The following is a 21,321-nucleotide window of genomic DNA, read 5'->3' on the forward strand; positions in this document are numbered from 1 at the left end:
AGTTCGGCGCGTTTTCAATCGCTGTGCGAACGTTTCCGCGCCGAGATCACCGGGAGTGGATCGGGACGACGTCCTCGACCTGCCAGCGGTCCTCGGTCTTGGTCAGCGTGACGCGCAGCGCCAGCACCGCGTTGTCGACCGGCTTGCCCGGCACGCTCTGGGTGCCGCGCAGCACGACTGCCACGCTGGCCAGGCCCGGGCCCATCGCCTCGACGCCCGCCGACACGGTGGTGGCCTGCGCGGAGACGTTGCGGCTGGTCAGCTGCTTGGCCACGCCGGCGAACTCGGCCTTGAACGCCTCGGCCCGCTCGGGTGACATCAGTTCAGCGGCGCGGTCGATCGACGCGGTGGGGCTCTGCGGGGTGAACGTGGCGGTCGCCTCCGAGACGCTGCTGGCGATGCCCACCACCTCGTCGGAGTCGGCGCTGAAGTCGCGGTCGGGGGTGGTCCACCGCAGGTAGCCGACCAACACGGCGGCGCACAACGCGGCGGTGGCCACGCCGACGACGGCCAGCCGCAGTCCGGGCCCGTCGTCGTCGGTGCCGACGGTCACGCCGTCGCGGCGGGCCAGCACGAAGTCCACGACCATGCCCTGCACGATCAGCAGGCACAGCACCGAGCACACCGACACCCACCACGACGGCCAGGCCAGCGCGACACCGATGTAGACGAGCGCGGCGATCGCGGCGATCGGCGCCAGCACGTCGACGGCCAGTACCCGCAGGCGGTTCCTCATCGGATCGGCTCCAGGCGCGAGATCATCAGCTTGCCGTCCACGTCGGAGACGTCCAGCCGCAGCGTCCAGCGGACCGTGCGGGGCTCCTCACCGGCGGCGTTCTCGCTGATCGACGTGGCCACCACCAGCACGGTGTCGGTGCGGGAGGCGAACGCGGACAGCTGCGGGTTGGGTGGCGGCGGTGGAGCCGGGGCGCCGTCGGGCCCGGTGGCGTGGTGCAGCGTCTCGATGGACACCGAGTCGACCTGGCCGGTGGTGCGTGACTGCAGGGTCTGCACCAGTTGCCGGTACGGCTGCACCGCCGAGTCGAAGTCCGCGTTGAGCTCGCCGATGGTGTTCTCGTGCAGCCGCGCCATGTTGGCCGCGACGTTGTCCTTGTTCATGTTGACCAGGACGCTCGCCCATTCGGCGGCGGCCTGCAGCACCTGCGTCTGGTAGCGGCGCTCGTCGACCTCGTCGCGGTGCCCCGACCAGATCATCGCGGCCAGCAGCACCGCCGCGACGGCCACCGCGCCCAGCGCCATCGATGCAACCCCGAACGCGGAGAACGTCCCGCCGGACTGTTCGACCTCGTCGGAGGGCTTGTCGGCGGGCTCGTCGGAGGGGTCGTCGGGCATGGCCGTGAGGGTACCGGGCGGGTTCTGGAAGAATGTCGGGGTGACGGTAGAAGCAATCCGGTCAGGCATCGACCTGACCCACGTCGACCCTTCAGCCCGCCCCCAGGACGACCTCTTCGGACACGTCAACGGCCGCTGGCTGACCGATTACGAGATCCCCGCCGATCGCGCCACCGACGGTGCGTTCCGCCTGCTGCACGACCGCGCGGAGGAGCAGATCCGCGACCTGATCGCCGAGGCGGCGGGTTCCGACGCGCAGGACGGAACCGACGAGCAGCGCATCGGCGACCTGTACGCGAGCTTCCTCGACGAGGACACCGTCGAGCGGGTGGGCGTGGCTCCGCTGCTCGAGGAACTGGCCGCCATCGGCGCCGCCGAGAGCCCCGACGCGCTGGCCGCGGTGCTGGGCGCGCTGCAGCGCACCGGTATCGGCGGCGGCACCGGCGGTTACGTCGACACCGACTCCAAGGACTCGACCCGCTACCTGTTGCACCTGAGCCAGTCCGGCCTCGGGCTGCCCGACGAGTCGTACTACCGCGACGAGCAGCACGCCGAGATCCTGGCCGGCTATCCGCGGCACATCGCGGCGATGCTCGCGCTCGTGCACGGCGGGACGGCCGAGGACCACGCGGCGACGGCCGAGCGCATCGTGGCGCTGGAGACGAAGCTCGCCGCGGCGCATTGGGACGTCGTCAAGCGCCGCGACGCCGACCTGACCTACAACCTGCGCCGGTTCGCGGACCTGCCCGACGAGGCGCCCGGCTTCGACTGGGCCGGCTGGCTGGTCGCACTGGGCGGTTCGGTCGAGAAGGCCGCCGAGGTGGTGGTGCGCCAGCCCGACTACCTGACCGCATTCGCGGCCGCATGGTCGAGCGAGTCGCTGGAGGACTGGAAGGCGTGGGCGCGGTGGCGGGTCATCCACGCCAGGGCCTTCCTGCTGACCGACGCGCTGGTCGCCGAGAACTTCGCGTTCTACGGCCGCACGCTGTCGGGCACCGAGGCGATCCGCGACCGGTGGAAGCGGGCGGTGTCGGTGGTGGAGAGCCTGATGGGTGACGCGCTGGGCAAGCTCTACGTCGAGCGGTACTTCCCGCCGGAGGCCAAGGCCCGGATGGACGAGCTGGTCGCCAACCTGCGGGAGGCCTACCGCGTCAGCATCGACGAGCTGGACTGGATGACGCCGGAGACCCGGCGCAAGGCGCTGGTCAAGCTCGACAAGTTCACGCCGAAGATCGGTTACCCAAAGAATTGGCGGGACTACTCGGCGCTGGTGATCCGCCGCGACGACCTGTACGGCAACTACCGGCGCGGCTACGAGGTGGGCTACGACCGCGAGCTGGCCAAGCTCGGCGGCCCGGTGGACCGCGACGAGTGGTTCATGACGCCGCAGACGGTCAACGCCTACTACAACCCTGGGATGAACGAGATCGTCTTCCCCGCGGCCATCCTGCAGCCGCCGTTCTTCGACGCCGAGGCCGACGACGCCGCGAACTACGGCGGCATCGGTGCGGTCATCGGTCACGAGATCGGGCACGGCTTCGACGATCAGGGCGCCAAGTACGACGGTGACGGCAACCTCGTCGACTGGTGGACCGACGCCGACCGCACGGAGTTCGGCGCCCGCACCAAGGCGCTGATCGAACAGTACGAGGAGTATGTGCCTCGCGAACTGTCCAACGGTCACCATGTCAACGGCGCGTTCACCGTCGGTGAGAACATCGGTGATCTCGGCGGCCTGTCGATCGCGCTGCTGGCGTACCGGCTGTCACTGAAGGGCGAGCCGGCGCCGGTGATCGACGGGTTGACCGGCGAGCAGCGGGTGTTCTTCGGCTGGGCGCAGGTGTGGCGCACGAAATCCCGTTCCGCCGAGGCGGTTCGGCGGCTCGCGGTCGACCCGCACTCGCCGCCGGAGTTCCGGTGCAACGGCGTGATCCGCAACATGGACGCCTTCTACGAGGCGTTCGACGTGTCGGAGAACGACGCGCTGTATCTGGAACCCGAACGGCGCGTGCGGATCTGGAACTAGTAGCGCTCGCATTGCGATGACCGACGCGTGGCAGGTGCGGTCCGGGTCGGCCGACGACTTGGAGTCACTGGCGCCGTTGTGGATCGCCGTGCACCACCGCCACGTCGAGTCGATGCCGGAGCTCGCTCCCTACGTGGACGACGACGCGTCGTGGAGCGAGCGCCGGGGCGTGTACGCCGAACTGTTGGCCAAGCCTGACACGGTGTTGCTGCTGGCGTCGGTCGCCGGCGAGTTGGTCGGATACGGGCTGGCGCATGTGATGGCGGTCGGCGACACGTGGGTCGCCGACACGTGGCGGACCGGTGAGCGTATCGGCGAGATCGAGTCGCTCAGTGTGCTGCCGGCCTACCGGGGCACCGGTCTCGGCTCACAACTGCTCGAAGAGTTGGAGCGCCGCCTGCACGAGCAGGGCGTCAAAGACATTGTTCTCGGCGTGCTTTCGGGCAACGCCGACGCGATCCGGCTCTATGAGCGACGAGGCTACCGCCCGACGTGGCTTTACCTGTCGAAGTTCGAGGGCCGCTGACGCTTCGGGTAGTCGACTACGCATGACCGCGCATGCCTCGCGCGCGACAGTGTAGGTATGGGGTCAGGGGTGACGGGGTTCGGGGGGACCGGGGCACGGCGGTTCTCGCCGTTTCTGCTGCTGATGGCGTCGGTAGTCGCGATCGCCGTTTCTGCACCCTTCAGCGGCACGATCGCCGAGGCGCAGCCGACGCCGACTCCCGCGCCCTCACCCGACATCCTCCGGGGTCTCGACTCCGAGGTTCAGCTTGCGGTGACTCTGATGCCCGACAGTGGCCTGCCGGGCAGCGAAGTCACGATCACCGTTGCCAATCCTTCTGCGTGTTCAGACCCGGAATCGCCCTCCGACGACCTGCGAGTGGCATGGGGTGACACCGACATCACGCCGGAATCGACCGACGGCTCCTCGATCGTGATCGTCCACTCGGTGCCGGCCGCCGCGGGCGTATACATGGTGTCGGCGGAGTGCGGAGCTGATACCGACTCCGCCGACTTCACAGTCGTCGCGCCGCGAAGCGAACCGGCCCTCGAACTCATACCCGCAGTGGCCCAACGCGGCAGCGAGATCACAGCTTTGGGCCGGGATTTCGTGTGCGCGTCATCGGTCGGACTGCGGTGGGTCGACGACGGGTCCGAAGCCGGCGAGGCGTTCTCTGCGACATTCGACGTGTCGATCGCTGTTGCCGAGGACGCGCCGCTCGGTCGGCGCGAAGTGGAGGCGCAATGCCGGGAGGATCAAACAATCGTCGCCCGCGCACAGATCGAGGTCCGGGCAGCTCCACCTCCGCCACCACCGCCGCCACCACCGCCGCCGACCACGTCCACCACCACGACGATGCCGAGAGTCGAAGAGAAGGCCGCCGTGGTCACCCTCCGGCCTACCAGCGGGCCGCCCGGAGACGAGATCACCGTCGTCGGCGAACGTTTCGCCTGCCCGAACGGAACCGTCGACCTGCTCTGGGACGACGCACGATTAAGCACCACGAGGGTCGACAGCGCAGGAGGATTTGACGCGCCATTGACGATCCCGCCGGGCGCCGATGCCCGGGACCATACGGTAGGTGCCGCTTGCGCCATCGGTGTGACGGCGCTGTCCGCGACGTTCACTGTCCTCGCCGAGCCGCCGCCCTCAGGATCGATCTGGCCGTGGCTGGTCGCGCTGGTCCTGGCGGCCGCGGCACTTCTCGCCGCTCACCACCTCCGTCAGCGCCACGAGAAGCGGCAATCCAGTCGCGTACGCGTCGCCGCCATTACGACGGCCTCGCCCGCAGCGGCCTTCCACGAGACACCCGCCGACGGCGAGATGACCTACGCCATCCGGGTGGAAGCCCGCGCCGTAACCAGCATTCCCACCATCACGGAGGTGCACCATGACTCTTGAACCGCACCGCGAAGCGACCCTGCGGGACTTCTTCTTCGGGCCCGACGCGTGCGCAGAACTGACCCGCTCGCTGAAGGACAACGCCACCGCCCGACGCCTCCTGCCCGGCTACCCCGGTCTCACCGCCATCGTCGAGCGGGAGGTGGCGAAGGCGACCGATGGATTCCTCGACACCAATCCGACCGACCTTGTGGCCTCCGCGTGGCGGCGATACGACAAGCTCCGGCAGGCCGCTATCCGCTCCCATGCCACGGGCATCGAGGAGAGGGTGACGATGGTGACGCATCGCATCGAATCGAGTCATCACCCGAAGATCGAGATCTACATCGACGGGACCCGCCGCGCCACCGTCGATCTGGCGATCACACTCGCCTTCGACATGGCGGGGATCGTCGCGGTGGTACAACGCACGCGAGTGGTGGCGATCGAAGCCGGCAACTGCACCGTCACCGGTGAACTCACCGCGCAGGGCGTCACGCTGACCAAGCGCCAGCGCCAGTGGGGCTTTCCGGGCGCCGTCAGGATGCACGGTGGCATCGCCGTGCTCACAGACGACATGGCGGCGGCGTGAAGCGGGCAGGCTCGCATCAACTCTGCCGCACCCCGCCGACATACGGCCTGACCGCCAGCAGATAGCCGGCGAGCAGCACCAGTGGAGCGGCCAGCGGCAGCCACGGCAGTTGCACGGGGAGCAGCACCGCGACCGCTGCAGCGACCCCGAAGCCGACGGCGCCGACCACCGTGGCCGCGGCGGCCCGGCCCTCTCCGTGGCGCAGCACCAGGTACGCGGCGGCGGCCAGACCCGCCAGCGCGGTGTACATCGGCGACGGCGCGGCGAGCAGCAGGGTGCTCACCGTCAGCAGCACCGCGACGGTCGCGGCCGGGCGCCACCACGCCGCGATGGCCACCGCGAACAGTGCGGCGGCCGCCACGACGAGCGCAGTCCCGTCCGCGCGGTGCGCTGCGGCGCCGACCATCAGCACACCGAATGCACTGGGCAGCAGCAGCTTCGCCGCCCGAACCGCCGGAGTCGTCATCGTCGCGTCCCCATTCTGCGGTCGGGGATCAGCGCCATCGCCTGGTCGAGGGTGCCGGTGCTCGGCCAGGCGACGACGTCGACGCCGATGGTCCCCATGTCGCGGTACATGAACGAGCGCTGCAGCGCCCACATGCGGTCGACCAGCGGGTCCTGCTCGCCCTCGAGCGGAGACCCCTCGAGCACGTCGACGGCGACCACGGGGTGGCCGCGCTTGCGCAGATCGATGAGCGCCAACGCGAACTCCGTCTCCAGCAGCGTCGAGAACGCGATCACGATCGCCCCGGCCGGCACCGCCGGCCTGGGCGCGAGCGTGCCTCCCGCCCGCTCGAAACCTCCGACCGCGCCGAGCATCGTGTCGAGGATCCGGTAGAACTGCCGCTGACCGATGTCGGCGCCCAGCCAACGGGTGTCCCGGTTGCCGAGCGCCACCAGACCGGCCCGGTCGCCGTAGCGCAGCGCGCTCTGCACCACCTGCGCCGCGCCACGGGCCATCCGCTCGGTGGCCGCGGTCGCCGGTCCTGGCGGCTGGGCATAGGTGTCGACCAGAACCACCACGTCAGCCGCCCGGTCGGTGAGCCGCTCGGTGACGTGCAGTGCACCGCGCCGCGCGCTGACCGGCCAGTTCACCGTCCGGAGCTGATCGCCCGGCACGTAGGGCCGGATGTCGGCGTATTCGACGCCCGGCCCGGTGTGCCGGGTCAGGTGGGTGCCCAGCCGGTCGAGCAGATCGATGCGCGGGATCGGGGTGGTCTGCGGCGGCGCCACCGGGAACACACAGACCTCGGCCGCGTCGACGCTGCCGGTGCCCTCGAGGAGGCCGCCGCGGGCGGTCACCCGCACCTCCGCCCGCACCGGGTAGCGACCCCAGCGCGCCGCCTCGGCGGTGACCGTCAGGGGCGGGCCGGTGTCGGCCTCGAGGTTCAGGCCGGGCACGGCGACGCAGGCGATGTCGACCGCGCTGCCGTCGTCGGCGCCCGCCCACACGGTGACACTGACCCGCTCGTTCTCGAAGCAGCGCTGCATCCCCGGACTGCCCGACACCTCGACCGCCGGCGGCGGCCGCTGCCAGGACAGTGAGCACACCACCCCGAGCAGCGGCGCGGCGAAGGCCACCAGGTCCCACCGGCCGGCAAGCAGCGCGCAGACGATCGCGACCGCCGCGCATGTGGTGACGGCACGGGTCAGCGCCGATGCGCGCCAACGCAACTCCGCGGTCGCACGGTGATCGGGCGTCGTCACCGCGCGGCCCGCGGCACGGGTAGCCGGCGCAGCAGTTCCTCGACTACGTCGGATCCCTGCACCCGACGCACCCACATCTCGGGCCGCAGGCTGATCCGGTGCGACATCGCAGGCACCGCCAGCGCTTTGACGTCCTCCGGCACCACATAGTCTCGGCCGAGCAGCAGCGCGCGGGCCCGCGCCAGCTGCACCAGGTCGAGTTCGGCGCGCGGGCTGGCTCCGACGGCGACCTGCGGGTGCTGGCGGCTGGCGGTGGCCAGCGACACCACGTACTGCAACACGTCGTCGTGCACCGTCACCTGCTCGACCGACTCCTGCATGGCCAGCAGGTCGTGGGCGTCGACCACCTGACGCACGGTCGGCGGCTCCGATCCGCGGTCCAGGCGGCGGCGCAGCATCGTGGCCTCCTCCTGTTCGGAGAGGTACTTGAGTTCCAGGCGGATGGCGAACCGGTCGAGCTGCGCCTCCGGCAGCGGGTAGGTGCCCTCGTACTCGATCGGATTGTCGGTGGCCAGCACCAGGAACGGCGAAGGCAGTGGGTGGGTGACGCCGTCGATGCTGACCTGCCGCTCGGCCATCGCCTCCAGCAGCGCGGCCTGCGTCTTGGGTGGCGTGCGGTTGATCTCGTCGCCGAGCAGCAGGTTGGTGAAGACGGGTCCGCGGCGGAACTCGAACCGGCCCGACTGCATGTCGTAGATCGTGGAGCCGAGCAGGTCGGCGGGCAGCAGGTCGGGGGTGAACTGCACACGGGTGAACTCGAGTCCGAGCGCGGCGGCGAAAGACTTTGCGATGAGTGTCTTTCCGAGGCCGGGGAGATCCTCGACGAGGATGTGCCCGCGGGCGAGCACGGTGGTGAGGATGAGCGTGAGCGCACGCCGTTTGCCGACCACCGCCCTGCCGATCTCGTCGAGCACCGCGTCGCAGTGCGCGCTGGTGGTCTCCACCGGCATCCCCATCTCGGCTGTCATATCTGCTCCAGACGTTGCAGGATGTCGTTGAGAGTGTCGCGGCCGGGGCCGGGTTCGCTGCTGCCGGTGCGCGAGATGTTCTCGGGATCGACCCACGGCCACAGCTCGGCGCCGAAGAGCATCTCACCGGTGGCGCGGAAGGCGTTCGGGCTCTTCATCCTTCGTTGCCCGGAGGCGAGTTCGAACTGCCGTGCCAGCATCGGGCGCAGCCGGCGGTCCCAGTCGGTGCGCGTGGTCTCCGACCACGAGATCATCGTCTCGGTCCGGGCGCGCCACCGCCGCAGCGACGCCCCGGCGTCATCGGGGGCGGGTTCGTCGGCGGCCTCGGCGGCGCGGCGGGTGAGGTGCCAGCGGACGGCCAGCAGCACCGCGGCGACCGCGACGCCGGACACCACCAGCACGTCGGTGCGGTCGAGCCGCGCGATCGCGAACAGCTCGACCGCGAACACCAGCGTCACGCCAAGGGCGACCAGCCTCGTCATCGCGCCGCCTCGAGTTCGTCGCGCACCAGACGCAGCGCGCGCACCGCGTCGGCCCGGTGCCGCTCCCCCATCTCGTGCGGGCTGAACCGCGCCTCCTCGAACAGGTCGACCAGTTCGGTGGCGCTGTCGGCCCGCAGGACGCGACCGCGCACAGCCCGGGCGAGTACCTCCGACGGGGTGTCGGACGCCTGCGGGATGGTGCCCGGCGACTTCTCGAGCTCGCGTTCCATCGCGACGTAGCAGGCGATGATCGCCTCGCGCGGGTCGCGACTGTGGTCGCCGATCTCGGCCAGCCCGAGTTCGGCGGCCCGCGCCAGGTCCGGACCGGCCGGTGCCGGTTGCGGCGGTCCGACGGCGCTCGGTGGGGACGACACGACGGCGCCCGCCTTCCTGCGGCCGAGGACAGTCGCGGCGAACGACAGCACGAACAGGGCGATGGTCGCCGCCATCAGGTACCCGAACACGTTGCCGCCCGGTTGGTCCTCGCCGTCGGGTGGTTCCGGCGGTTCGGGCGGCGGGGCGTCGAGCGGTGGGGCGGATTCGGCGTCCGAGGGCACCGGCACGTCGTCGACCGCCAGCTGATTTCCCCAGCGCATCAGCAGCAGCACCACCAGCAGCCACAGCAGCAGGCCGGCCCCGACGATCGCCAGCAGCCGCCACGGCAGCCTGCCGCGCTCTCCGCGGGCATCGCGGGGCGCCTCGACGGGGTATGCGGCCGCTGCCGGGCGGCGGGTCTGGTTGGCGATCGCGATCGCGATGACCGCCATCGACACGGCGAGCATGGCGATGACGGCGACCAGCGTGCCGGGACCGCCGGTGGTGGCCTCGGGATCGACGGCCTCGGCCTCGGACCGCTGCACGCCGGGCAGGTGTCCGCGCAGCGCGACAGTCGCGAGCATGACCAGCACGATCACCGCGACCGTGCGTGCCACCGCCTTGTCATCACCGGGCATGGCCCACCCTCGGCTGTGTACCGACGTCCGGGGCGGCCATCGGCCTTGCCCCATCGTGGCACGGCTCGCGCACCGCCCGCCGGGAAAGTAGGTGGGCTACCCGCTCAGTTGCGGGTCAGAACATCTGCCAGTCCGACGCACCGTCGGGCTGGGTGTAGGACCCTGTCGAACCCTTGATGACGACCGGGTCGCCGCTGCCGAAGTTGTCGTAGAACCACTGGGCGTTCGCGGGGCTGAGGTTGATGCAGCCGTGGCTGACGTTCGCCTCGCCCTGCGAGCCGACCGACCACGGGGCGCTGTGCACGAAGACGCCGCTGTTGTCGATCCGGACCGCGTCCTGCACCTTCAGCTTGTAGCCCTCGTCATCGGTGACCGGCACGCCGTAGGTCGACGAGTCCATCACGATGTCGGCGAACTTCTCCAGCACGTAGTACGTGCCGTTCTTGGTCTCGTAGCCGCGCTTGCCCATGGAGATCGGGAATTCCTTCTCCACCTCGCCGTTGCGCACGATCGTCATGGTCTTGCTGGCGTTGTCGACCGTGGCGACCAGCTGCTCGGGGACGGTGAAGGACGACTTCGTGCCTGCGGCGTCGATGTTCACGACGGTGCCCGCCGGCCAGAAGTCCTGCGGACGCCAGCGCAGCTGGGTGTCGCTGGTCCAGTAGAACCGGCCGGGAACGGGCGGGTTCGACGAGATGTGGACCGCGTCCTGGGCCATCTGGCGGTTCGCGATCGGCCGCTGGAAGTTGATGTAGATCGGCTTGGCGGCGCCGGCGATCGAACCGTTGGTCGGGTTGAACGACGGCGGCAGGAACGGCGCCTGCCCTCTGAAGGGCGTGGGATTCTGGCCCGCCGGGGTGCCCTCGGGAATCGGCAGCGGCGGCCCGGCCAGCGGATCGGCCGCAGGCGGCGCGAACGGATTGGCCGCCGGTGGCGGCGGGGCGAACGGGTTGGGCGCCGGGGCCGGAGGCGGGGGCGCCCCGAACGGCGCCGCCGGTGGCGGCGGTGCGAAGGGCACCACCGGGGCGGGCGGCGGCGGTGGCGGTGGGGCGGGTTGCGCCGTCGCCGAGGGCGCTGCCAGCGCCATTGATCCCACGAGGGTTCCCGCGAAGATCGCGGTCACCAACTTCCGCACGGTTCGCTGCCGCATGCGTCACCTCCAATTGCACAAAGCTCGGAACCAGTCTCGCACAGCGCAGGGACCAGCTACCGCCTCTCGGGGCGGCTCGTCCGCGGCGTCGGCCGGTGGCCGACTCGCTGAACTGCGATGTTGATCGCTGAGAACGTTCCCAGCGTTACCCCCGGCAATGGCCGAGGGAACGCCGAACAGGTCGCGAACAGCCAGTACGCCGCCCAGCGCAGCGCCGATCAGCACCGCCGACGCGGTCAGCAGCCCCACAGGCCCGGCCCACTCGTAGAGCACGCCTGCGGCCAGCGCACCGGCCATGATGCCGACCTGGAAGGCGGTGACGTAGCGGCCCGACGCGGCGTCGGGGTCCTCGGGTGCGCTGCGGATGACGGCGGCCTGCAGCATCGGGGGCAGCGCCGTCGACGTGGCGCCCCACACCAGGACGGCGACGGCGCCGATCAGCGCCGCGCGGCCGTCGGCCGCCGTCCAGGCCAGCACGCCGAAGGCCGTCGCCAGCAGGGTCAGACCACACAGCACCGCGGTCCGCGGATCGCGGTCGCCTGCGCGCGCCGTGGCCGCCATCGACAGCAGACCGGCGATCCCGAAGGCAGCCAGCAGCCACGCCAGGTGTGGACCACGCATTCCGATCACCTCGCGCAGGATCACGACGATGAACGTGTAGGACACGAAGTGTCCGGTGACGCCGACGAGCGTCAGCGCCGACAGCGCACGCGACCGGCCGCCGGCGACATGGCGGCGACCGGTCCGGCAGACAGTGCCCGCCATGGACGGCAGCGGGGGCAGGACGGCGCGTGCGCCGAGGAGGACGGCCGTCGCCGCGGCCGCGACCATCAGCACCGCGACCCGCCAGCCCGACAGCTCGCTGATCGCCGCGGTGAGCGGGTTGCCGACCACCAGTGCCAGGGCCGTGCCGCTGTACACCGCCGCGGTCGCGCGTCCGGCGTGGTCGGCGGGCACCAGGCGGGCGGCGATGGGAGCGATCACCGACCACATCAGCCCGTGGGTGAGCGCGCACAGCAGCCGCCCGCCTGCCAGCACCGCGAAGGTCGGCGCCGTCGCACAGATGATCTGGGAAACGGCCAGACACACCAGGGTGACCAGTAGGGTGCGTCGTCGGGGCCAGTGCGAGGTCCAGCGCACCAGCGGGACGGTGGTCACCGCGGCGACAAGTGCGTAGCCGGCGAGCAGGGTGCCGACCAGGGCCGCGCTGACGTCGAGATCGGCCGCGATCGCGGGCAGCGCCGCGACCGGCAGGATTTCCGCGGTGACGTAGGTGAAGGCAGCCGCGGCCAGCACCGCGAGCGACGTGGCGGTGCGAGGTGTCCACGCGGCGGTGGGCGTCGGGTGGCGGATGTCGACGGTCATGGCGGCGTTGGTCACGGTAGTGACGGGGAATACCGCAACGGCGGCGCGAATTGCTGAGGTGACGGATCGCCGCCCAATCGAGAGAGGATCGTGATGGTCAGTTTCGACGCGACACCGAAGGTCGAAGTTCCCGACGGTTACGAGCACCTGCTCGACCTACCGCTGTACGGCCATCTGGCGACGGTGCGTCCGGACGGAACGCCGCAGGTCAATCCGATGTGGTTCGCCTGGGATGGGGAACTGCTGCGCTTCACCCACACCACGAAACGGCAGAAGTACCGCAACATCGCGGCTCAGCCTGCGGTGGCCATGTCGATCAGCGATCCAAACAACCCGTATCGCTATCTCGAGGTGCGCGGCGTGGTCGAGGAGATCGTGCCCGACCCGACCGGGGCGTTCTACCTGCACCTCAACGACCGGTACAGCGGGCCGCTGACCGAGCCGCCCGCCGACGCGCAGGACCGGGTGATCCTGGTGGTGCGGCCGACCGGTTTCAGTCAGCAGTAGCGAGGTCCACCGGCAACTCCCACCGCCAGACGGTGCCCTCGTCGGGGTCCTCGACCTCGCCGGCGTGCCGGAAACCCAGCCGGCGGAGCACGCTGGTCGAGGCGTTGTGGTCGGGCAGCGTGTGCGCGACGATCGTGGAGAGCCGGTTGCTGCTGGCCTTGGCCTTGCCGATCATCGCCCGCGCGGCCGCCGTCGCCAGGCCCCGTCCGCGGAACTCGGGAGCGATCTCGTAACCGATCTCGACCACACCGTTGTGCGGCGGCCCGACGAACCCGCCGGAGCCGACGAGCCGGGCGCCGTTGTCGGCGAGGAAGAAGTGCATCCACCAATCCGCCTGGTGCGGGTGCTCGGTGAGCTGGGTGATGGTGAACTCGACCGATTCCGGGAACTCCGGCCAGCCGTCGGGGACGTCGGCGCCCAGGAGTTCGCCGAACGCGTTGCGGTCGGCACGCAGGGCGGTGAGGTGCTCCACCGTGGCGGGCATTAACACGACGTCGATCACGTCAGCAGTGTGTCAGGCTGGACCGATGCTCGTGGCGTTCAGTGTCAGTCCGTCCGGCGGCGACGAGTCCGGCGGCGTGCGTGAGGCGGTGGCCGAGGCGATCCGTGTGGTGCGGGCGTCGGGGCTGCCGAACGAGACGAACGCGATGTTCACCAACATCGAGGGTGAATGGGACGAGGTGATGGCCGTGGTGAAGCAGGCCGTCGAGGCCGTCGCCGCGGTGGCGCCCCGGGTGAGTCTGGTGCTCAAGGCCGACATCCGGCCCGGTTTCGCGGGTCAGCTGACCGCGAAGGTCGAGCGCCTGGAACGCGAGCTCGGGTCCTGACCGACTGCTAGGAGCGCACCAGCCGGGCGATCGCCGCCGACGCCTCTGCGAGCTTGGCGTCGGCCTCCTCGCCGCCCTCGGCCACCGCCTGGGTGACGCAGTGGCCGAGGTGCTCGTCGAGCAGGCCGAGCGCCACCGACTGCAGCGCGCTGTTGACGGCGCTGATCTGGGTGAGGACGTCGATGCAGTACTTGTCCTCGTCGATCATCTTCGCGATGCCCCTGACCTGGCCCTCGATCCGCCGCAGCCGCTTCGCGTAGTTGTCCTTCTGACCCGAATAGCCGTGCGCGCCGGCCGTTTCGACGCCCTCAGTGCTCACACTGACGTCCTTGCCCATCGTGTCTAGCCGCCTCCCAGCATCTGTTTCATCTGGTCGATCTCCGCCTGCTGCGTGTCCACGATGTGCTGCGCCATCTCCTTGGCCCCGGCGTCCTGTCCGTTGGCCAGTTCGGCCTTGGCCATCTCGACCGCACCCTGGTGGTGGCTGATCATGGACTCCAGCCACAGTGTGTCGAATTCCTTGCCGTTGAGCGAGCGCAACCGCGACAGCGTGGTGTCGTCGACCATGCCGGGCATCGACGAGTGCGCGCCGTGGCCCATGTCGGCGTCGGGGTTCTCGCCCCAGCCGCGCAGCATGTCGGCCAGCTGCCCCATCTCCGGGCCCTGGACCGCGGCGATCCCTGCGGCGAGTTCGAGCAGCGCGGGGTCGGTGGACCGGTCACGCGCCAGGTCGGTGAGCTCGAGGGCCTGCTTGTGGTGCGGCATCATCTGCGTCGCGAACGCCACGTCGTCGGCGTTGTGCGCCGCCTGCCCGGCGCTGTCCTTGGTCTCGCTGTGCTGGTGCTCGGTGTGGCCGTCGGTGGCGTTCCCGGACTCCTGGCTGGTACACGAGGAGAGGAACAGGGCCGTGGCGAGTGCGGCCAGAATCGCGGCGCCGCGTGCGGTGAAGTTCGTCATGACACCACCCTACAGGTACCCCATGGGGGTATCTATAACGGTTTGGCCGGGCGAAACGCCAGGCGCATAATCGACGGATGCCCTCAGAGTCAGATGCCATCGACATCAAGCCGCGCAGCCGCGACGTCACCGACGGCCTCGAGAAGACCGCCGCCCGCGGGATGCTGCGCGCCGTAGGCATGGGTGACGACGACTGGGCCAAACCGCAGATCGGCGTCGGCTCGTCGTGGAACGAGATCACCCCGTGCAACATGTCGCTGCAGCGGCTGGCGCAGGCGGTCAAGGGTGGCGTGCACGCCGGGGGCGGATACCCCCTGGAATTCGGCACCATCTCGGTGTCCGACGGCATCTCGATGGGCCACGAGGGCATGCACTTCTCGCTGGTCTCGCGCGAGGTGATCGCCGACAGCGTCGAAACCGTGGTGCAGGCCGAGCGCCTCGACGGCACGGTGCTGCTGGCCGGCTGCGACAAGTCGATCCCCGGCATGCTGATGGCCGCCGCGCGGCTCGACCTGGCGAACGTCTTCCTCTACAACGGCTCGATCATGCCGGGCGTCGCCAGGATGACCGACGGCACCGAGAGGGAAGTCACGATCATCGACGCCTTCGAGGCGGTCGGGGCGTGCGCCCGCGGACTGATGTCCCGCGAGGACGTCGACATCATCGAGCGCGCCATCTGTCCGGGTGAGGGCGCGTGCGGCGGCATGTACACCGCCAACACCATGGCGTCGGCCGCCGAGGCGCTGGGGCTGTCGTTGCCGGGCAGCGCATCCCCGGTGGCCATCGACAAGCGCCGCGACGAGTACGCGCGCAAGTCCGGCGAGGCGGTGGTCGAGATGCTGCGCCGCGGAATCACCGCCCGCGACATCCTCACCAAGGAGGCGTTCGAGAACGCGATCGCCGTCGTGATGGCGTTCGGCGGCTCCACCAACGCCGTGCTGCACCTGCTGGCCATCGCGTGGGAGGCCAACGTGAAGCTCACGCTCGAGGACTTCACCCGCGTCGGACAGCGGGTGCCGCACCTCGCCGACGTCAAGCCGTTCGGCCGGCACGTGATGAAGCACGTCGACGAGATCGGCGGCGTGCCCGTCGTGATGAAGGCGCTGCTGGACGCCGGCCTGCTGCACGGTGACTGCCTGACCGTCACCGGCAAGACCATGGCCGAGAACCTCGCTCACATCGAGCCGCCCGACCCCGACGGCAAGGTGCTGCGGGCGATGAACAATCCGATCCACCCGACCGGCGGCATCACGATCCTGCACGGGTCGCTGGCGCCCGAGGGCGCCGTGGTGAAGTCGGCCGGCTTCGACTCCGACGTGTTCGAGGGCACCGCAAGGGTCTTCGAGCGGGAGCGGGCCGCGCTCGACGCGCTGGAGGACGGCACCATCACCCACGGTGACGTCGTCGTGATCCGTTACGAGGGCCCCAAGGGCGGGCCGGGGATGCGCGAGATGCTCGCCATCACCGGCGCCATCAAGGGCGCAGGCCTGGGCAAGGACGTCCTGCTGATGACCGACGGCCGATTCTCCGGCGGAACCACGGGACTGTGCGTCGGGCACATCGCGCCCGAGGCCGTCGACGCCGGTCCGATCGCCTTCGTCAGGGACGGAGACCGGATCCGCCTCGACGTCGCGAACGGCACGCTCGACCTGCTGGTCGACAAGGACGAGTTCGAGTCGCGCAAGGCGGGATTCGAGCCGCTGCCCCCGGTGTACAAGACCGGCGTGCTGGCCAAGTACACCAAGCTGGTCGGCTCGGCGGCCACCGGCGCCGTCTGCAGCTAGTTCGCCGTCTACCGGCGCTCAGCGGTGGAAGCGGGTCGTCTCCACCAGCGCGGCCCGGGGCACCCGGACCGTGTTGACCGGCGCCGAGTCGTCGGCGTACCCGAATGAGATGCCCAGCAGGAGCTTGCGGTCGGTCACGCCCAGCTGGGCCCGTACGGTGTCGGCATAGAAGGTGAGCAACGCCTGCGGGCAGGAGGCGATGCCGTGAGCGGCCATCGCCAGCAGCAGCGTCTGGGCGTAGATGCCCATATCGGCGGCGATGCGGGCCTCGGTCTGGGCCGGGGCGAACAGCATGGCGACGTGCGGTGCGCCATAGAAGCGCAGGCTCTTGGTGTTGTACCCGTCGAGCAGATCGGTGTCGTCGCGGGCGATGCCCAGCGCTGTGTAGAGCTGCGCGCCGAACTGCGCTCGCCGGGTCGCCAGGTCGCCGTCGAATAGACCGTCCCGGTAGGGAAAGTCGACGGACTGCTCACCGGCGGCGTGGGCAGCGACGAGTGCGTCGGCGAGGCGATCCCGCGCCGCCCCGCTGACCACCTCCACTCGCCACGGCTGGGTGTTCGAGTTCGACGGGGCGTGGCCGGCCAGCTCGAACACGGCCCGCATCGTGTCGCGGGGCACTTCGTCGGACCGGAACGCGCGGGTGGCGCGCCGGCTGCGGATCACGCGATCGACGGATTCGGTCAGCACAGTCGTCGACGACATCGAACTCCTCCAGGTACACGGGATCGTTTACTTCGGCGCCGAGCGTACCGACCATCAGCCTCGATGTAAACGCAGGCGTATACTTCGATCATGGACAGTCCCCGCGGCCGCGGCGGCAGGGAGCGCATCCTGGCCGCCGCCACCACGCTGTTCGAGGCGCGGGGCATCACCGGGACGACCATGGAACAGATCGCCGCCGAGGCACCGGTGTCCAAACGCACCCTCTACGCCCACTTCCCGGCCAAGGAGGATCTCGTGGTCGCCTATCTGCGCCACCTGTCCGACGCCGGGCTGACGATGGAGAGCATGCTCGACCGCGACGACCTGCCGGCGCATGAGCGGATCATGGCCTTGTTCCGTGTCCATCGGGGCGACGGACCGGTGCGCGGCTGCCCGTTCACCGCGGCCGCGACCGAGTTTCCCGACCCGCACAGTCCGCCGCACGCCTACACGCGGGAACGCAAGCAACAGTTCACCTCTCGAATCGCCGAGCTGTTGGTGGAACTGGGTGCCAGCGCTCCCGACCAGCTGGCCGAGCAATTGGCGATCCTCGCCGACGGCGTCGCGGGACGGGCCATGGTCTTCGACGATCCCGGACGCGCTGACTATGGACGCTTGGCGGCCGAGACATTGCTCGACGCCGCCCTGCGGTGAGTCGCCGCGGGGGCCAGGCCACAGCGGCTGGTCATCCGCCGCCGTGGTGCGCACCTAATTGGTCGTCGGTGGTGGTGGGGGTTGAAACGGCGAGTACCACCACCAGTCGGCGCGTTCGCCGGTGGGCCCGGGGCATGGTGCGACCGCGGGTGGGGGTGTGGTCGGGGGTCGGGCCAGTGATGCCGAACTGAGCTGCCGCCCATCGCTGTCGGTGACGATGAGGTGCTGTGCGGGGCCGGTGATGGTGATGGCCCCTCGGTGATGCATCCGGTGGTGATACGGGCAGACCAGCACCAGGTTGTCCAGTTCGGTGGTGCCGCCGTCCTCCCAGTGCCTGATGTGATGGGCGTGCAATCCGCGGGTGGCCCCGCATCCGGGCACCACACAGCAGCGGTCTCGGTGCTCCAACGCCCTCCGGAGCCGGCGGCTGATCTGGCGGGTGTCGCGTCCGGAGCCGACGGGCTGCCCGTGGCGTTCCAGCCACACCTCGAAGGTGGCGTCGCACAGTAGAAAACGACGCTCTGCGTCGGTGAGTATCGGACCCAGATGCAACGAGGCGACCTGTTCCTCGATGTCCACATGGGCCACCACCGTGGTGCGCTGCCCATGTGGCCGCCGAGCCACCTCGGTGTCCCAGCCGGCATCGACCAGAGTCATGAACGCATCGACAGTCGTGGGCATTGGCGGCGCCTGCTCCGACGCGACATCACCGTCGGTGTGGTCGCGTTTCCAGTCGGCGACCATCCCGTCGAGATGCGATGCCACCGCGGCGTCGAGCTTGGCCGCCTCCAGATGCGGCAGCCAGATCCGATAGGTAGTGCCCTTGTCGTCGCAGGTCTTGCTGTACGACGGTGCGGGTTCCGGTTGGGGGTCGGGTTCGGGTTTCGGTTGCGGTTGGGGTGGGGGTTCGAGCTTGATCGCGGTGCGCAACTGGTTCACCGTCGCGGCGGTGACCAACTGGGCGTAATGCGCATCAGAGCCCGGCCCGGCCTTCTCGGCGATCACCCCGACCTGATCGAGTGACACCCGACCCTCGCGCAAGAGTTGGGTGCAGCGCGGCAATTCCTCCCCGGTGACGATTTCAGCGTTGCGCGGTGACGACCCGGTCTTCCACGCCACCATCGCCGCCACCGACCGCGCGCCCGTCATGCCCCACAACCCGTCGCGGTCGATCTCGGCGACGATCTCCACCAACCGGCCATCGATCGCATTGCGCTGACCGCACAACTCCGCAATCTCGTCGAACAACACATCGAGCCGGTCCTTCGGCCTCACCGAAGGAACGAAAGACGTTGCGCTCGAGGACATGACCCCATCATCGCAGAGGGGTCCGACACGTCAGCCCGACAATTCCGGGCCCGCACGATCGGCTCCTAGCCAGGCGGCGGGTCGATCGGCGTCATGCTGATCGGCACCCGATGCGTGCCCGCTCCCTCGCCCGGGCAGCCGGCTCCCCCGACGACGAGTGTGCGCTCACCGTGAAAGCCGCCGTCCGGCTGCGGGATCCAATAGTCCGAGCGCCGCGACGGCACTCCGCTGTTCGGGTCGGTTCGTTCGCAGAGGTATGGCTGCTCGCCGCTGGTCTCCCACCGGCCGCTGTTCCAGCGGTACTCGAATTGTGCTGGAGCGCCTGGATTGCGGGCCTTGTCGCCGCTGTTGTCCATCCGCATGACACACCCGTTCACGTCGCAGTGGGTGCTGAACTCGACCGGGAACGTCTTCGACTCCATCGGTGTCGGCACACCGTTGAACGTCTGCTTCGAGAAGTCGACGAACACGTCGTAGAAACCGTACGCCGGAACCGGTTCGACGCGGTCCGCATGAGCCGCAGGTGAGCTGAACATCGCCGCGCACGCGGCGATCGCGGCGACTGATGCTGTTCTCATACCTGTCGATAACACATGGACGCCATCGTCACTGCCGAATGCGCGCTTTCAGGTGCCCACGTGTTCCCGGTCGGTCCCGTCGCGGCCGGCCAGCCGGTCGTCCCACACCTGCAGCACCTCCGCCGGAGTGCGCTTCGTCAGCAGGCTGCCTGCGACGTAGGCGATCAGGCTGGCGGCCAGGCCGTAATAGATCGGCTCGTTGGCCAGGACGTCGCCGACGACGAACATCGTGCCGAGCGTGACCACGGTGCCCACCGCCATCGAGCACAGCGCGCCGGTGCCGGTCGCCCGCTTCCACACGAACCCGCCGAGAATCGCGACCAGCAATCCACCGACGAGGATGTCGTAGGCGATGGTGAGGGCGGCGACGACGTCGTTGAGCAGTGCGGCGATCACGATGACGACGATGCCGAAGACGACGACGTAGCGCCGGTCGGAGTGCAGGTCGTCCCGGCGCTCGCCCTCGGCGGCCGGTGTGCGGCCGATCAGCCTGGCCAGCAGCGGAGTCACGTCGGTGCGGGCGACGGTGGCGGTGGCGATCAGCGCACCCGAAGCCGTCGACATCATCGCGGCGACGGCGGCGGCGAGCACGAGCCCGCTGATGCCGACCGGGAGGATGGATTCGGCGATCTGGGCATACACGTCGTCGCTGACTTCGACGTCGGGCAGGAACGTCGAGGCCGCCATGCCGATCACCGCGCCGGCGACGCCGTACAGCAGGCAGTACGCGGCCGCCGTCGTGCCGCCCCACTTCGCCACGCCGGGCGATCGAGCGGTGAACACCCGTTGCCAGATGTCCTGTCCGATCAGCATGCCGAAGCTGTACACCACGAAGAACGTGATGATCGTTGGCATTCCGATGGCGCCGAGGTCGAACACCGCGTCGCCGGCCCGCTCGCGGATGCCGTCGAACCCGCCGGCCTTGCTGAGCGTGAAGGGCAGCAGCAGCGCGAAGATGCCGATCGTCTTGAGGATGAACTGCACCATGTCGGTGAGCGTGATCGACCACATCCCGCCGATCGACGAATAGAGCATCACCGTGACCCCGCCGATGATGACCGACACCGTGCGAGTGGTGCCGAACAGCACGTTGAACACCGTGGCGTAGGCGATGGTCGACGTCACCGACAGCATCAACGTGTAGGCGACCATCACGATCCCGGACGCCGAGGTGGCGTCGATCCCGTAGCGCAGCCGCAGCATCTGCGCGACGGTGTACACCTTCAGTCGCTGGATCCGGCCTGCGAAGAACAGGCTCAGTGCCAGCAGGCCGACCGAGATGGCGACCACCAGCCACATGCCGGAGATGCCGTACTCGTAGCCGAGTCCGACACCGCCGACCGTGGAGGCCCCGCCGAGCACGACGGCGGCCATCGTCCCGGTGTAGAGCGCCGGCCCGAGGCGCCGGCCGGCGACCAGGAAGTCGGCCGAGTCCTTGGTCCTCGTCTTGCCCCAGAAGCCGAATGCCAGCATGGCCAGCAGATAGACGACGATGATGGCGATGTCGAGCGGCTTACCCATGG

The 21,321-nt window shown here is 69.7% G+C and carries 24 protein-coding genes; 8 read left to right on the forward strand and 16 right to left on the reverse strand.

Annotated features, from left to right (window positions below):
* Window positions 1-46: 46 nt before the first annotated feature.
* Together H7I41_RS24110 and H7I41_RS24115 are read right to left on the reverse strand one after the other, a co-directional pair.
* The gene (locus H7I41_RS24110; protein ID WP_264015143.1) at window positions 47-736 is read right to left on the reverse strand and encodes a hypothetical protein; all 690 of its coding nucleotides are present in this window, start codon (window positions 734-736) and stop codon (window positions 47-49) included.
* Entirely contained in the window at window positions 733-1,353 is a 621-nt protein-coding gene (locus tag H7I41_RS24115; RefSeq protein ID WP_264015144.1) for a hypothetical protein, read from the reverse strand. Before H7I41_RS24115 ends, H7I41_RS24110 begins: the two co-directional genes overlap by 4 nt.
* 40 nt (window positions 1,354-1,393) lie before the next feature.
* Here H7I41_RS24115 and H7I41_RS24120 point away from each other — a divergent pair, with 40 nt between their 5' ends.
* From H7I41_RS24120 to H7I41_RS24135, 4 genes are all read left to right on the forward strand, one after another.
* Complete coding sequence (locus tag H7I41_RS24120; protein WP_308214656.1) at window positions 1,394-3,379, forward strand: M13 family metallopeptidase; 1,986 nt, start codon at window positions 1,394-1,396, stop codon at window positions 3,377-3,379.
* A gap of 16 nt (window positions 3,380-3,395) precedes the next feature.
* Complete coding sequence (locus H7I41_RS24125; RefSeq protein WP_264015146.1) at window positions 3,396-3,905, forward strand: GNAT family N-acetyltransferase; 510 nt, start codon at window positions 3,396-3,398, stop codon at window positions 3,903-3,905.
* Window positions 3,906-4,331: 426 nt separating this feature from the next.
* The gene (locus tag H7I41_RS24130) at window positions 4,332-5,285 is read left to right on the forward strand and encodes a hypothetical protein (RefSeq protein ID WP_264015147.1); all 954 of its coding nucleotides are present in this window, start codon (window positions 4,332-4,334) and stop codon (window positions 5,283-5,285) included.
* Entirely contained in the window at window positions 5,275-5,856 is a 582-nt protein-coding gene (locus H7I41_RS24135) for a hypothetical protein (RefSeq protein WP_264015148.1), read from the forward strand. Before H7I41_RS24130 ends, H7I41_RS24135 begins: the two co-directional genes overlap by 11 nt.
* 16 nt (window positions 5,857-5,872) lie before the next feature.
* On the opposite strand, the gene H7I41_RS24140 is transcribed toward H7I41_RS24135, so the two are convergent.
* The 7 genes from H7I41_RS24140 to H7I41_RS24170 form a co-directional block, all read right to left on the reverse strand.
* Window positions 5,873-6,322 (reverse strand): hypothetical protein, encoded by a 450-nt coding sequence (locus H7I41_RS24140; protein ID WP_264015149.1) that lies wholly within the window; start codon window positions 6,320-6,322, stop codon window positions 5,873-5,875.
* Complete coding sequence (locus tag H7I41_RS24145) at window positions 6,319-7,563, reverse strand: DUF58 domain-containing protein (protein WP_264015150.1); 1,245 nt, start codon at window positions 7,561-7,563, stop codon at window positions 6,319-6,321. The genes H7I41_RS24140 and H7I41_RS24145 overlap by 4 nt, the downstream gene beginning before the upstream one ends.
* Window positions 7,560-8,519 (reverse strand): AAA family ATPase, encoded by a 960-nt coding sequence (locus H7I41_RS24150; protein WP_264015173.1) that lies wholly within the window; start codon window positions 8,517-8,519, stop codon window positions 7,560-7,562. Before H7I41_RS24150 ends, H7I41_RS24145 begins: the two co-directional genes overlap by 4 nt.
* A gap of 8 nt (window positions 8,520-8,527) precedes the next feature.
* A complete protein-coding gene (locus tag H7I41_RS24155) occupies window positions 8,528-9,013 on the reverse strand; it encodes a hypothetical protein (RefSeq protein WP_264015151.1) in 486 nt (161 codons plus the stop codon).
* A complete protein-coding gene (locus tag H7I41_RS24160; RefSeq protein ID WP_264015152.1) occupies window positions 9,010-9,966 on the reverse strand; it encodes a DUF4129 domain-containing protein in 957 nt (318 codons plus the stop codon). Before H7I41_RS24160 ends, H7I41_RS24155 begins: the two co-directional genes overlap by 4 nt.
* Window positions 9,967-10,081: 115 nt before the next feature.
* The gene (locus H7I41_RS24165; RefSeq protein WP_264015153.1) at window positions 10,082-11,116 is read right to left on the reverse strand and encodes a L,D-transpeptidase; all 1,035 of its coding nucleotides are present in this window, start codon (window positions 11,114-11,116) and stop codon (window positions 10,082-10,084) included.
* A 3-nt stretch (window positions 11,117-11,119) separates the two neighbouring features.
* Entirely contained in the window at window positions 11,120-12,481 is a 1,362-nt protein-coding gene (locus H7I41_RS24170; RefSeq protein WP_276009581.1) for an MFS transporter, read from the reverse strand.
* A gap of 93 nt (window positions 12,482-12,574) precedes the next feature.
* Between H7I41_RS24170 and H7I41_RS24175 the strand changes: the two genes are divergently transcribed.
* Entirely contained in the window at window positions 12,575-12,988 is a 414-nt protein-coding gene (locus tag H7I41_RS24175) for a PPOX class F420-dependent oxidoreductase (protein ID WP_264015154.1), read from the forward strand.
* On the opposite strand, the gene H7I41_RS24180 is transcribed toward H7I41_RS24175, so the two are convergent.
* Entirely contained in the window at window positions 12,975-13,490 is a 516-nt protein-coding gene (locus H7I41_RS24180) for a GNAT family N-acetyltransferase (RefSeq protein WP_264015155.1), read from the reverse strand. The genes H7I41_RS24175 and H7I41_RS24180 overlap by 14 nt on opposite strands.
* Before the next feature lie 25 nt (window positions 13,491-13,515).
* Between H7I41_RS24180 and H7I41_RS24185 the strand changes: the two genes are divergently transcribed.
* A complete protein-coding gene (locus H7I41_RS24185; RefSeq protein WP_264015156.1) occupies window positions 13,516-13,815 on the forward strand; it encodes a thiamine-binding protein in 300 nt (99 codons plus the stop codon).
* Window positions 13,816-13,822: 7 nt separating this feature from the next.
* On the opposite strand, the gene ricR is transcribed toward H7I41_RS24185, so the two are convergent.
* A complete protein-coding gene (gene ricR, locus H7I41_RS24190) occupies window positions 13,823-14,152 on the reverse strand; it encodes a copper-sensing transcriptional repressor RicR (RefSeq protein WP_302471830.1) in 330 nt (109 codons plus the stop codon).
* Window positions 14,153-14,157: 5 nt separating this feature from the next.
* Window positions 14,158-14,772 (reverse strand): DUF305 domain-containing protein, encoded by a 615-nt coding sequence (locus H7I41_RS24195; protein WP_264015158.1) that lies wholly within the window; start codon window positions 14,770-14,772, stop codon window positions 14,158-14,160.
* Between the two features lie 77 nt (window positions 14,773-14,849).
* Between H7I41_RS24195 and ilvD the strand changes: the two genes are divergently transcribed.
* Complete coding sequence (ilvD, locus tag H7I41_RS24200) at window positions 14,850-16,556, forward strand: dihydroxy-acid dehydratase (protein ID WP_264015159.1); 1,707 nt, start codon at window positions 14,850-14,852, stop codon at window positions 16,554-16,556.
* Between the two features lie 18 nt (window positions 16,557-16,574).
* Here the strand turns inward: ilvD and H7I41_RS24205 are convergent, their stop codons facing one another.
* The gene (locus tag H7I41_RS24205) at window positions 16,575-17,258 is read right to left on the reverse strand and encodes a nitroreductase (RefSeq protein ID WP_264015160.1); all 684 of its coding nucleotides are present in this window, start codon (window positions 17,256-17,258) and stop codon (window positions 16,575-16,577) included.
* Between the two features lie 90 nt (window positions 17,259-17,348).
* Here H7I41_RS24205 and H7I41_RS24210 point away from each other — a divergent pair, with 90 nt between their 5' ends.
* Complete coding sequence (locus tag H7I41_RS24210; protein WP_264015161.1) at window positions 17,349-17,912, forward strand: TetR/AcrR family transcriptional regulator; 564 nt, start codon at window positions 17,349-17,351, stop codon at window positions 17,910-17,912.
* A gap of 54 nt (window positions 17,913-17,966) precedes the next feature.
* Here H7I41_RS24210 and H7I41_RS24215 read toward each other — a convergent pair whose 3' ends face one another.
* The 3 genes from H7I41_RS24215 to H7I41_RS24225 all read right to left on the reverse strand — a co-directional run bounded on the left by H7I41_RS24215 (window position 17,967) and on the right by H7I41_RS24225 (window position 21,319).
* The gene (locus H7I41_RS24215; protein WP_264015162.1) at window positions 17,967-19,220 is read right to left on the reverse strand and encodes an HNH endonuclease signature motif containing protein; all 1,254 of its coding nucleotides are present in this window, start codon (window positions 19,218-19,220) and stop codon (window positions 17,967-17,969) included.
* 65 nt (window positions 19,221-19,285) lie between these two features.
* Window positions 19,286-19,798, reverse strand: coding sequence for an MBOE_33420 family protein (locus H7I41_RS24220; RefSeq protein WP_264015163.1), 513 nt, complete (start codon window positions 19,796-19,798; stop codon window positions 19,286-19,288).
* A 48-nt stretch (window positions 19,799-19,846) separates the two neighbouring features.
* The gene (locus H7I41_RS24225; RefSeq protein WP_264015164.1) at window positions 19,847-21,319 is read right to left on the reverse strand and encodes a sodium:solute symporter family protein; all 1,473 of its coding nucleotides are present in this window, start codon (window positions 21,317-21,319) and stop codon (window positions 19,847-19,849) included.
* Between the last annotated feature and the right edge of the window lie 2 nt (window positions 21,320-21,321).

Origin of the sequence: [Mycobacterium] manitobense (assembly GCF_025821665.1) — a bacterium.
GTDB classification, from domain to species: Bacteria; Actinomycetota; Actinomycetes; order Mycobacteriales; family Mycobacteriaceae; genus Mycobacterium; species Mycobacterium arseniciresistens.